The organism is Chelatococcus sambhunathii (genome assembly GCF_001418005.1).
GTDB lineage: Bacteria > Pseudomonadota > Alphaproteobacteria > Rhizobiales > Beijerinckiaceae > Chelatococcus_A > Chelatococcus_A sambhunathii.
Window position 1 is genome coordinate 1 of sequence record NZ_LIOL01000022.1, and the last position, 12,162, is coordinate 12,162.

General features: G+C 60.9%; 10 protein-coding genes and 1 pseudogene. 5 read left to right on the forward strand and 6 right to left on the reverse strand.

Features of this window, described 5'->3' with window-relative positions:
- Window positions 1-382: 382 nt before the first annotated feature.
- From ASC46_RS20320 to ASC46_RS20335, 4 genes are all read right to left on the reverse strand, one after another.
- On the reverse strand, window positions 383-1,324 hold the full coding sequence (locus tag ASC46_RS20320) for an ABC transporter permease (protein ID WP_055461103.1): 942 nt from the start codon (window positions 1,322-1,324) through the stop codon (window positions 383-385).
- Entirely contained in the window at window positions 1,324-2,415 is a 1,092-nt protein-coding gene (locus ASC46_RS20325; protein ID WP_157672365.1) for an ABC transporter permease, read from the reverse strand. The genes ASC46_RS20320 and ASC46_RS20325 overlap by 1 nt, the downstream gene beginning before the upstream one ends.
- Window positions 2,412-3,929, reverse strand: coding sequence for an ABC transporter ATP-binding protein (locus ASC46_RS20330; protein ID WP_055461105.1), 1,518 nt, complete (start codon window positions 3,927-3,929; stop codon window positions 2,412-2,414). Before ASC46_RS20330 ends, ASC46_RS20325 begins: the two co-directional genes overlap by 4 nt.
- 87 nt (window positions 3,930-4,016) lie before the next feature.
- Window positions 4,017-4,991, reverse strand: a complete 975-nt coding sequence (locus ASC46_RS20335) for a BMP family protein (protein ID WP_082464929.1) — start codon at window positions 4,989-4,991, stop codon at window positions 4,017-4,019.
- 215 nt (window positions 4,992-5,206) lie between these two features.
- Here ASC46_RS20335 and ASC46_RS20340 point away from each other — a divergent pair, with 215 nt between their 5' ends.
- From ASC46_RS20340 to ASC46_RS20350, 3 genes are all read left to right on the forward strand, one after another.
- On the forward strand, window positions 5,207-6,535 hold the full coding sequence (locus ASC46_RS20340) for an amidase family protein (RefSeq protein ID WP_245280647.1): 1,329 nt from the start codon (window positions 5,207-5,209) through the stop codon (window positions 6,533-6,535).
- A 94-nt stretch (window positions 6,536-6,629) separates the two neighbouring features.
- Entirely contained in the window at window positions 6,630-7,319 is a 690-nt protein-coding gene (locus ASC46_RS20345) for a DUF1989 domain-containing protein (RefSeq protein ID WP_055461107.1), read from the forward strand.
- Complete coding sequence (locus tag ASC46_RS20350) at window positions 7,319-8,218, forward strand: polysaccharide deacetylase family protein (protein WP_055461112.1); 900 nt, start codon at window positions 7,319-7,321, stop codon at window positions 8,216-8,218. Before ASC46_RS20345 ends, ASC46_RS20350 begins: the two co-directional genes overlap by 1 nt.
- Window position 8,219: 1 nt before the next feature.
- Here the strand turns inward: ASC46_RS20350 and ASC46_RS21895 are convergent, their stop codons facing one another.
- Together ASC46_RS21895 and ASC46_RS20360 are read right to left on the reverse strand one after the other, a co-directional pair.
- Window positions 8,220-9,143: a LysR substrate-binding domain-containing protein gene (locus ASC46_RS21895; RefSeq protein WP_055461108.1), complete on the reverse strand. Its 924-nt coding sequence runs from the start codon at window positions 9,141-9,143 to the stop codon at window positions 8,220-8,222.
- Between the two features lie 15 nt (window positions 9,144-9,158).
- Entirely contained in the window at window positions 9,159-10,145 is a 987-nt protein-coding gene (locus ASC46_RS20360) for a GntR family transcriptional regulator (protein WP_072249653.1), read from the reverse strand.
- A gap of 136 nt (window positions 10,146-10,281) precedes the next feature.
- Here ASC46_RS20360 and ASC46_RS20365 point away from each other — a divergent pair, with 136 nt between their 5' ends.
- Window positions 10,282-11,490 (forward strand): ABC transporter substrate-binding protein, encoded by a 1,209-nt coding sequence (locus tag ASC46_RS20365; RefSeq protein WP_055461110.1) that lies wholly within the window; start codon window positions 10,282-10,284, stop codon window positions 11,488-11,490.
- A gap of 357 nt (window positions 11,491-11,847) precedes the next feature.
- A pseudogene (locus ASC46_RS20370) lies at window positions 11,848-12,162 on the forward strand (transposase); the annotation flags it as partial.

Sequence of the window (12,162 nt, forward strand, 5' to 3'; positions counted from 1 at the left end):
CTTGTTGGGAAGGTGAGGCCGGATCGCCTCCCATTCGAAATCCGTCAGATCGTAGCGGCCCATCGCAAAGCTCCCGAAAAGGAGCTTGAATCACAATCGCCACCGTCAGGGAACCCAGAGCCGTTTATGGGTTTACGGCCTAGGAGGTCCGTGCGTGCGGTGAAATTGGCTTCTGCGTTGAGAGGAGACTTCAGGGTGCGCGTTTCACGCGGCGTTCGTCTGCGCAATCAGTTACGGTTCACCCACGGTTCCGAATGGGGCTGTCTTTGCTTCGCACGACGCGGCGAATGAAAGTGACGCACGCCCCCTGGTGAAATAAGCCCAATGGTAAAGCGTGGCAGCGGGGCTGACTCTTCAAGGGGCGCGACCAGAAAGCGATACTTTATCGGCTTTCCCGCTCGTAGACCTGCCCTGCAGCAGCGGGCTGTCGGCTTCTTCCAAAGAACCAGACGAGGACAAGCAGCGAGGCGGCGTAGGGTAGGATAAGGAAAATCTGGTAGGGGACGTTCGGGTTCGAAAATTGCAGCCGGAGCTGGAGCGCCTCGCAGAGACCGAAGAACAGCGCGGCGGCCACCGCTCCCACCGGATGCCATCTTCCCAGTATGACAGCGGCCAACGCGATGAAGCCCTTGCCGGCGCTCATGCCTTCTGAAAACATGTAGATCTGGCTCAGCACCAGGTGACAACCACCCAGTGCAGCAAAAGCGCCGCTCATAGCCAGCGCGGTAAACCGAACTTGCGTCACATTCACTCCCGCTGAATCCGCGGCACGGGGGTTTTCGCCTGCAGCGCGCAGCCTGAGACCCGCATGAGTGCGGTATACGACGAAAGCGACGAGGACCGTCAGGACCATCAAGGCATAGGCGAGCGGATCTTGCGTAAAGAGCGCGCTGCCGATGACTGGAAGCTCGGCTAACCCGGGAAGCCGAACTTGGGAAAACCCCGCCACCGAACTAGAACCGAACAGCGAGGCAATCAAGCCGCGAGCAAGGAAGGCCGTCAGTCCGGCGGATAGCAGGTTTATGGCGATACCGGCCACGAGTTGGTTGACGTGGAAAGTGATCGACAGCAGCCCCAGCAACAGACCACCAGCCACGCCGAGAGCCACGCCCACCACGCAGCCTGCAATGGGAGAGCCGGTGGCGAGCGTTCCTGCGGCTGCACCCAGGGCCCCTAGGAGTATCATGCCTTCCAGCCCGACATTGTAGACGCCGCTGCGTTCCGCGATGACGCCGCCCAGCGCGGCAAATCCGACCGGCACGGCCAGGCGGACGGTTGCGGCAAGGAGAAGGGCAATCGCGCCGGTGTCGAGAAGCGCATCCATTATTTACTCTCCACTCTGGAGACTTGAACACTGGGAATCTCGTCACGGTCTCCCTTGCGCAGGAAGGCACGCAGCAGATCGGTGCGCCAGGCAAGGCTTGCGGCGACGAAGATGATTATGATGCCGACGATGGCCTCGACCACGGTGCCATCGATGCCTGCGGCGCGCTGCATGACGTTGGCGCCGGATTGCAGTCCGGCCAGGAAGAATGACGAGACGGGAGCAAGAGCTGGATGCGCGTTGGTCATGAATGCCGCGACGATGCCGTCGAAGCCGTATCCGGCGCTGAAGAGGTGAAAGAGCCGGTATTTTAGACCAAGAACCTCGATTCCGCCGGCGAGCCCTGCCAACGCACCGCCAGTTGCCATGGACAAAACGATCTGCCGTTTGACGTTCAGCCCGGCATATTGAGCGGCGTTCGCACTCCTTCCCGCAACGTCGAGTGCCATGCCGATAGAGGTCCGCATGAAGATAAAGGTTATCGCGGCGGCGGCGGTGAGGCCGAAGATGACGCCCATGTGTGCATCGGTCTGAGGCATTAGGATCGGCAGCCGCAGCGACTGCGGTATCTCGTCGGAGTACGGATACGGCGCGCCGGCAGCCATCATCGGACCGCTTACCGCATAGCTGACAATGTGGATTGCAATGAAGTTCAAGAGCAGCGTGACGATTACTTCATTGATACCACGCCAGGCTCTCAGTGCGCCGGCTAGTGCCGCCCAAAGCGCGCCCCCCGTCATTGCGGCAAGGATTACCGTGGGCAAAGCAACGATAACCGTGACGCCATCCAAGTGTAGTGCGGCGATGGTGGCGAAGAGGCCTCCTATGTAGATTTGGCCCTCGCCACCGATGTTGTAGAGGCCGGCGCGCAACGGCACGATCACGGCCAGGGCGGCGAGCAGGATCGGGGAGGTCTTCACCAGAGTGTTGGACAAGCCCCAATAGTCAAGGAAGGCTTCTTTGAACAACAGCCCGTAGGCTTTGACGGGATCGCCGCTGCCTGCGGCGATCAACAGCGATCCAGTAAGGAGGGCTGCGGCGATCGCGATCGGAATGCGTAGGCCAATAGCGAGATCGAGCATACGATTCATGCGGCTTCTCCCGTACATGCACCCGACATGAGGAGCCCAGCGCGTTCTGCGGATAGTTCGCGGGGGAGCAGTTCACCGGTGATGCGGCCGCGGAAGATGACTGCGATGCGATCAGCAACCTCCGCGATGTGCTCGAGTTCTGTGGAGATGTAGAGGATCGCGGTTCCGCGATCCCGTTCCTCGATCAGCTTGCTGTGAACGAACTCGATCGCGCCGATGTCGAGCCCCTTGGTTGCCTGCGCAACCACCAGGACGTCGGGCTTGGCTTCAATCTCACGGGCCAGGACGATCTTCTGCTGATTGCCGCCGGAAAGATCACGCGTGGACTGCGCGGCTGAACGGGCGCGAATGTCGTAGCGATTCATGAGATCGGCGGCGGTGCGGGCGATTTGTCCGTGATCAAGGAAGCCATAGCGCGCGATCGGAGGACGACGGAAGGATCTCAGCACTAGGTTTGCGGCGATCGGATTGTCGAGTACAAGGCCGGTTCCGTGCCGATCCTCGGGCACGAACCCGATCCGGGCAATCCGATGTCGTTGCTCGGCAGTGAAGCCAGTGACGTCAATGTCGCGGACGCTGATCCGCCCCGCGTCGAGCAGCTTCAGCCCACAGATTGCTTCGGCGAGCTCTCGCTGCCCATTGCCGTCCACTCCAGCGATGCCAAGGATCTCGCCGCTCCGCACAGAGATGGACAGGCCGTCGAGGGCCGTAGTGCCGCGATCGTTGCGCATCCTCAGGTCACGACATTCAAGCGCAACGTCTCCGGCCTCCCTCGTACGGACCGCGGCCGGGGGTGCCACGTCCCGTCCTACCATGAGCCTGGAGAGTCGCACCGGGTCTGTGTCGGCGACACGGCAATTGGCGACAACGCGTCCCTGTCGCATCACGGTGACGTCATCGGCCAGCGCCATCACCTCATCCAGCTTGTGAGTGACGAACAGGATGGTCTTGCCACTATCTCGCAGGATGCGCATTCGATGCAGAAACATGTCGATCTCGTTCGGAGCCAGCACGCTCGTCGGCTCGTCCAACACCAATATGTCTGCTCCCCGATAGAGAACCTTGAGGATCTCGACGCGCTGCCGCATGCCCATCGGCAGCTTCCAGACTTCCGTTGCTGGATCGATCTCCAGCCCGTAGGACTCGCTCATCACTGCGATCTTTCGAGCATGCCGACGCAGATCAATCAGTGATGTGCTTCGGTCGATGCCCAGCACGATGTTTTCGGCCACAGTGAGCGCCTCGGCCAGTTGCACATGCTGATGGATCATGCCGATTCCGTGCGCGATGGCGTCAGACGGAGAGCGAAGGTGGATCGGCTTTTGACCGATGTATATCGATCCTGATGTTGGACGGTACAGGCCATAGAGGACGTTCATGAGCGTCGTCTTGCCAGCGCCGTTCTCACCAAGAAGCGCGCGCACGGTGCCCCGTTCAACCGAAAGGTCCACGTGGTCGAGCGCGGAGAAGTCGCCAAATTTCTTGCTGATTCCGTCGAGGATCAAAAAACTCATTGGCGCACTCAAGGCAGCAGGTCGACTATGTGAAGTCGGCGAGCATCGCGTGCATCGCGCGACGGAACGGCAGGCGGACTGGACGACCTATGCCGGCTCGATCACCAGGTCGCCTGACGTGATCCTGGCCTTCAGGGATTCAATTTCGCCGACGATGTCTGGTGCGATATCGGGATGATAGCTTCCCAGCCGCACGCTATCGGGCTGAGTGAGGTCGAACTTGTAGTTCTTGCCCACCAGACCTTCAGCCTTGGCCGTCGTTAGCAACGATACGATCAGCGCTTTCACGTCCAGGATGGATGATTGCAGGATGATGTCGGGCCATTTCGAAATGGCGTCGTAGTAGAGACCGAAAGCCTTTGCGCCGTTCTCACGGACCGCCTGCAGCGCGCCCTGCGTGGCGCTGTCCATTGTCGGCCACACAATGTCGGCGCCTTGTCCGATTTGGGTCAGGGCGGCCTCCTTGCCTTTCGCGACATCCTCCCAATCCCCGGTCCAGGTGGAAAAGACCGTTCCGTCGGGGCGCGCAGACTTGAATCCGGCCTCGAACCCCGCAAGCGTATCGTTGGTGAACTTGAACTGCTGCGCCTGGACGAGCCCGACTTTGCCGGTCTTGGTGAAACGGCCGGCCAGAAACCCCAGAAGATATGCAGGCTGGCTGAAGTAGAAGTCTGCTGTGGTGATATTGTCCCGGGCACGCAAACCATTGGTGACGATGAACCGGGTATCGGGAAAACGAGCAGCAACCCGTTCCACGGCATCCTGGAATTCCCCGCCATGTCCGATCACATGCGTAAATCCACGCCGGGCGTAGTCCGACAGGCTCTCCACATGATCTGGCTGGTGGACCTTTTCGCTGTAGCCGGTCTCGATTCCCAGCGTCTCGCCGACGACCTGCATCGCTTCGTATCCGGACTGACTCCAACCATGGTCGGTGATGGGACCTGGCATTACGATCGCGACTTTCATTTCGGTGGTCGACGCGAATGCGCGTGAACCCAGGATTATGGCGGGCGCCGCCAAAGCAGCGGTTCCAAGCAGAGTGCGCCTTGTGATTTTCATGATGTTCCCCGTTCAGCTTATGCAGCGGACCTGGATGCGGGCCGCCATTGCGCTCGATAAAGCCTTCTCGAGGACGATCACTCAAATGAGCTGTTCTCAACACGGGTTGACGGCAGGCGTTCCTCAAATGTCTCTGAGCCCTGTTGACCATTTCTCAAGCACTCCAGTCTCTCCCAAACCTTACGAAGTAATGCGTACTGCCTTTGGGAATGGCTATGATGCTCAAACCTACTCTCAACGCGCTCGCCGAAGCACTTGCGAGCGGTGTGCTGACACCCACCGATCTTGTGACTGAAGCGCTTGGGCGCGCCGCGGCGTCCAAGGCGGCGTTTATTGAGCTGTTTCCCAGCCAAGCGATCGCCGAGGCTGAGACCGCCACCGCGCGTCGGCGGGCGGGCATGGCCTTCGGCCCCTTTGACGGCATTCCCTTCGCGGTCAAGGATCTCTTCGATGTTGCCGGGTCTGTCACCACCGCCGGATCCCGAACGCGGTTCGATTGGCCCCTCGCGGAAGCGGACGCGGCGCTCATAGCGAGGCTGCGGCAACAAGGATTGATACCCGTCGGCAAGACCAATCTCAGCGAGTTCGCCTTTTCCGGGCTCGGCCTCAACCCGCACTTCGGCACGCCGACCGCCCGCGACCGCCCTGACCGCGCGCCGGGTGGCTCGTCATCCGGTTCAGCAGTAGCGCTGGCAGACGGCGTGGTGGCCTTCGCGCTCGGAACCGACACCGCCGGTTCGATACGCCTGCCGGCGGCGTTCAACGGGCTGGTGGGGTTTCGTCCATCGCGGGGGCGTTACGATGCGGCGGGCGTCTTCCCTCTCGCGGAAAGCTTCGACGTGCCTGGACCGATGGCCAACACGGTTGCGGATGTTCTGATCCTGGATCGGTTGATGGGCGGTGTTTCGCCATCGGGGAAAGCGAGCAAGCCGCCGAAACTGCTGCTTGACCAGTGGCTACTTGATGACGTCGACATGGACTCAGATATTCGCTCGTCCGTACTTGCCTTTACGGAGCAGGCCCGGGGCTGTGGCGCCCATGTTGATACCCGTCCAGTGGCAGCAGTCCGGAAGGCGGGTGAGGCGATTCGAAAGATTGGCTGGCTTGGCGGCGTCGAGGCAGCCGCCTTCCACCGCGAACGCTTGGCAGGAGCGGATCGCGCCGCGATCGATCCACGCGTGGTCGCCCGCTTGGATCACGCAGCGGCTATTCCGCACATCGAAGCTGAAACGCTTCGCCGGCTGCGTATTCAGCTTAGGACGGAGATCTCTGCCGAACTCGCTGGAGCGGTACTGGTGACACCGACAACGCTAATTCTACCTCCGCTACTGGAGCCACTCATCGCCAACGACGAGCTGTTCGCTCGCACCAACCTGCAGGCGCTCTTCATCACAATGATTGGCAGCTATCTCGGTATGCCCGGCATTGCCTTGCCGGTCGCAAGACCGACTGGGGCGCTGCCCATCTCCGTACTACTCAGTGCAGCAGCAGGCGACGATGAGCTTGTGCTGGCGGCTGCATCCTGGGCATCAGCGATGCGATAGGATTTGCTTTTCTTCATAACCCCTTGAGACAATCCCAATCGCAGCCTGCCCCATTTGCCGCTTAATTCCTTCGAAGCAAACGGAGGCAATGCAAATGGTAGAAGGCGCACATAGCCACTTCCATCCGCTCGATCGGGGTGACGAGCAGAACCGCCCGATATCGCCCAATGGCGCGCCGGAACCCGGGCGGCTTTACGAGGTGCCGGCGCGGTGCGGGAGAGCTGTGCGACTGCACGCCGGTCAGAGGCTCACCATTATCAACACGCACGGATCGCAGGTCTGCGACTTCTGGGCCTTTGCTACCGTCGACCTGTGCGAGTTTGTCTCTATGGCGCACTTTCATGCCGTTGCGAGCAAGCTGACACCTGCGGTGGGGGATGGCCTGACCAGCAACAGGCGCAGGCCACTGCTGACGCTCATGGAGGACACGTCTCCTGGCGTGCATGACACACTGATTGCTGCCTGTGATACTCATCGCTACGAGCAGCTTGGCGCGCGCGGCTACCATGAGAACTGCTCAGATAATCTCCGGAATGCTCTGGCGGCGATCGGAGTGCGGGTTCCAGTAGTACCGGCACCTTTCAACATCTGGATGAATACGCCACCTGCTGACGACGGGTCGATCTCGTGGCGGGTACCGGTCTCGCGAAGTGGCGACCGCCTCGTGCTTCGGGCCGATGCGGACGTCATCGCAGTGATGTCGGCCTGTCCGCAGGACCTGGTACCTATCAACGGTGAAGACCAGATCCCCAAGAGCGTCGCATTCCGCGTGGATTGGCCGTGATGATCCGAAACGCGATTCCCTGGCCGAACGGCGCGAGCTGCGCCTGCTCGATCACTTTCGACATGGATGCCGATAGCCTGATCCATATTGCGAGGCCCCGCGACGGCTTCAACAGGCTCTATCCAGTCACGATGGGGCGTTACGGCCCCACGACCGCACTGCCGCGAATACTGGAAACCTATCGGCGGTTCGGACTACGCCAGTCGTTCTTCATACCTGCCTGGACAATGGAACAGTATCCTGACGCGGTCGAAGCGATCCTGCGGGAGGGACACGAGATAGGCCATCACGGCTTTCTGCACGAAGACCCCACCGTGATTTCCCAGCCCGAGCAGCGCTACTGGTTCGAAAAGGCGCTCGAAGTGCACACTCGCATGTCCGGCACACGTCCGGTCGGCTATCGCGCACCCGTCTACAACGTCACCCAAGGCACAATCGAACTGCTTATCGAGCACGGTTTCAGGTACGACTCTTCGCTGATGGCGGATGACATACCGTATCTGATGCGCACCGGCGCCGGCGAACTCTATGAAGTGCCGCCGCATTGGGGCAATGACGATTGGCCGGCTTTCGCTCACTATGAGGAAATAGGCTACATGATGCCGGTCCGTTCGCCCTCGACAGGCATGGCGGCGTTCTTCGAAGAGTTTGAGGCCGCCTACGAGGCCGGGGGGCTGTGGATGCCGGTATGGCACCCGTTCCTGACAGGGCGGCTAGCACGCTGGCGGCTCGTTGAAAAATTTCTGGAGGACATTCTGGAAAATCGCCGTGTCTGGTTCGCACCCCTCAAGGAAATCGTGGAACATGTCGATTCCGTACGGCTGAAAGGCGGCGCTGTCAGGATTGAGCAATTGCCGTACTACGACCGGCCGCAAGTCCTTTCCTCGCGGGCTTCCTAGCCTATGCGGCAGCACGGGCAGGACGTTGTTCCACGAATTCGGCCGCTTGTGCGTGAAGCCAATCGCAGAAGCGAGCGACGGGGCGTTTCCGCCGGCGCCCCTGCAGGTATGTCAGATGATAGCCGAAGCCTGGCAAAGCGGGTCCGTCCAGCCTGATGAGCCTTCGTTCCCGGGTCGCGTCCTCCGTCATGATGTCGGAACAGAGCAAGGGGCCCATGCCGCGTTCCATCGCGTGTATGGCCAGACTCTCATCGTTGAACCATGAAATCCGGAATGTCTCGATGGGCGGCTTGCCCGCAGCCTGGAGCCATTGCTCCCAACTTGGGCCGCTCAGCCCGCGATTGAACCACTTGTAGGCCAGAAGCGGCATGCCCTTGTACTCATCGAACTCTTGTGAAGAGGTTGTGGCGCAGCCGAGGCTGACAACGGGGCAATACATGTCCTGCAGGAGAAGCGCCGAGGAAAGGTCCTCGCTCGGCTGATGCCCGTACCGGATGGCAACGTCAGCGCTGGAGCGACGCAGGTCCACTAATTCTTCCGTGGCTTCTACGTGGACGTCGATTCCTGGAAGGGCACTCGTGAAGCTCAAGAGCCGCGGCATCAGCCATCGCTCGGCGAAGGCGCGCGTGGTCGTTACCGTGAGGGATTCCTGCCCTCGGGTGTCGCGAAGCCGGTCAAACGCATCAGCGAACCTATCAAAGCCATCACGCAAACCGGGATAAAGCTTCTCTCCCAGGTCGGTCAGGGTCACTTCCCTTGGCGTGCGCTCGAATAACTTCTGGCCGAGTTGCTCCTCAAGGTGGCGGATCTGATGGGAAATCGCCGTGACTGTGACGCACAGTTCGGTCGCCGCCGCTGTAAAGCTGCGATTTCTGGCGGCAGCCTCGAAGGCGCGGAGGGAATTCAGAGGTGGCAGCTTGCGCATAACGGTTCCTCCCGGTCACACGATACGTTCCAGATAAGGGGCCAAATCAGGCTCGGGCAGCACCGACAGAACCTTGAGCCGATCCAGCGTTCGCTGGCTTTCCTGCCGCAGATGGGCGGAATGACTGGCGGCGGCCGCGTCGAACTCTGCCGCAAGAAGCTGGTCGAGTACGATGGCGTGTTCGGCGAAGGCAGGATCGTCAGGATAGACCCCGATGAACTGCGCGAACAGCGCGTCCACGATCATCGGCAGGCGGCCGGTGCGCATCACGCGTTTGACGCGATCGTTGCTGTAGTGGCGGATGCAGACGATGTGAAGATCGTTCTCGATCGCCTCGATTTCGGCGCGGGGGACTTTCCCCGACATGCTTCGTGCCGTTGAGACCCGCTCCCGCATCCGCTGGAGCTCGGCTCTGTCGAGGATCGGGGCGGAAAGCTTCAGCGCGTGCGGTTCCATAAGCATTCGCAGCTCTCGGTCATCCATGACAGCGCGCGCGGTCACAGGCCCAGCCAGCCAAGGCGAGTGCAACTCCTTCTCAACCAGGCCGGTCTCGCGCAGTCGCCAGAGAACCTCCCGCGCCACCGGGCGGCTGACGCCGAAGACGTCGGCCAGCGTTCGTTCATTGATACGATAGTGGCCGAAGGCGACCGCCGTCATCAGCGCCGCCTCGACCTCAGTGATGATGAAATCGGCGGCCGGTCTGGCGGCGGGACCAGTTTCGATAGCGATCTCACCGACTTCGATGGAACGGCGGATGGGGTCTGTCGTGTCATTTCCTACGACATAACCGCGGCCCTCAAACCGCCGTATCAGCCCGCGGTCCGCAACATCATTAAGCGCCTTGCGGATAGTCGCGCGGCTGGTCTCGAAGATCGCCGACAGCCTGCCTTCCAGAAGCACGAGCCCCGGCTCGAAGCGACCTTCCTCGATTGCCTCGACGATGCGGCGGGCACACATCCGGTAAAGGGTGGCGTCTCCGTCAGCGAAAACCGACTTTTGCATACTATTGCGCAGCCTCAACCTCGTGCCAAGGCCGGAATGCCCGGCTTGGCCTGCAGAAATGTGCCATCAAAATTGATGCTTGTAAACAACCACCATTATTGTAAGAATGTGGATGCTTTCACGTGGGATACCCAGAATGCGACCAAACACATCGCTCGCAGCGCCTGCCGTACGATCCGGGCCGCGAACGCTGCGCATACTCGGAACTGCGTCCACCCTTATTCCGGGTCTCCTTCAACGGGCCAGAAGCGATCTTGGATTTCACATCGAAGGTATCGTTCTGGACGGTAACCTTGCACACCGGACCGGGGTCACAGGTCCTGAAAGCTTCGATGTCTATGACCAGTGGTTCCACAATCTGGAGTTCGTGTGGACCGCGCATGCCATACGCCCGATCGAAGTCGACCGAATGCTGCGGTATCGGGGTGCTGAGGCAGCGCTCGACAACTGCGCGACAATCGGCAGGGAAAGCAGTGGCAGCGTGCCCGCCGGATTGCTTTACGTCCAAGGCGACAGCCGGCTTGGCGCAACCCCAACCGACCGCATCAGCATGCTGCCACTCACACACTGCGCTGATAGTTTCGGCTACAGGCCGGAAGCGATGCCTGAGGGTTTCGACCAGAAGGAAGAGAGTTGGTCGTGGCTCGTGGATCGAGCGTGGAGGCGCGTGGTCTTGCAGAGCAATGCCTCAATCGGCGCCATTGACGCGATCCTGGCAGTGCGCGCCGCCGGGTTGCTTGAGGTGGAGGATCCTGGAAACCTGACCGTCCATGAAATAGATCGGCTGATGGCGGTGCTGATGGAACTGCGGGCCGGTGGGCATTTCCTCGGCTTCTGGAGCACTCAAGCAGATTCTGCCGAGCTCTTCTCCCGCAGCAGGGCGCGCATTGGCAGCATCTGGTCCTCCGCGCTCGCGCTACCCGGACTTCGTCACACGTCCTTTCGTACCGCGGCGCCTAAGGAAGGATATCGTGGGTGGTACGGGGGGATGGCCCTCTCCCGTCATATCGAGGCCATCACGCTCGACATGGCCTATGAATATATGGGTTGGTGGCTCGACGGCTGGCCCGGGGCGGTGGTTGCCCGGCAGGGCTATTATTTCTCCGTCCCAGAATCGGCCCGGCGGCACATGACCGATGCAGAGTGGGACTACTGGTACGGCGGTCGCCAGGCTCAGTGCGCGCTTCCGGGGGTTGATGGCGCGGAACTTGTGCCGAAGGGGGCGCTTCGCGAGGGAGGCTCCTATAATGAACGCATGTCCGCGATAGCCGTATGGAACTCGGTCATGGACGAGCACAACTATCTAGTCAGACGCTGGCACGACTTCTTGAACTATCGAAGGTGATGGGCTGTTACCTTGATTGCGCGAAAATCCTTCCGCCGCTGCCGTGATGCCCAGCCATCGCTGACGGCCACGATAGGTTGGCTGGACGTGCTCGGCGAAGGATGAGGCTCCCGCACCGTTGAGGCGAAATGGGCGGCAGCTCAAAATACGCCGTGCCGCCGATTTCGCCCGTCATACGATCACAGGACAATCGGATGAAGGTTAGGCGTCGACCGGGACTTCTGCGAGCTGCTTAACGGTTCGCAGGATTGCCTCTTCCGCATCCGCAAGGGCCTGCGCACGCCGCTCTCCTCCGTGACCTGCCCCCTTCCTGATCCCTCGGTTTGAGTGAGAGTCCGTCACCTAGAGGAGACGGACGTGAAGAAGAGCAGGTTCAACGAGGCGCAGATCATCGGCGTGCTGCGGGAGCAGGAGGCCGGAAGCCCGACGGCGGAGGTGTGTCGGCGGCACGGGATCAGCGAGCAGACCTTCTATCGCTGGACGGCCAAGTACAGCGGCATGAGCGTGTCGGACGCGCAGAAGCTGAAGACGCTTGAGGACGAGAACCGGCGGCTGAAGAAGCTGCTGGCGGAGTCGATGCTGGACGTCTCGGCCCTGAAGGACCTTCTGGGAAAAAACTGATCGGGCCTGCAGCGCGCCGGGAGGCTGTGCTTCGCCTGATGGCGGAGCGCG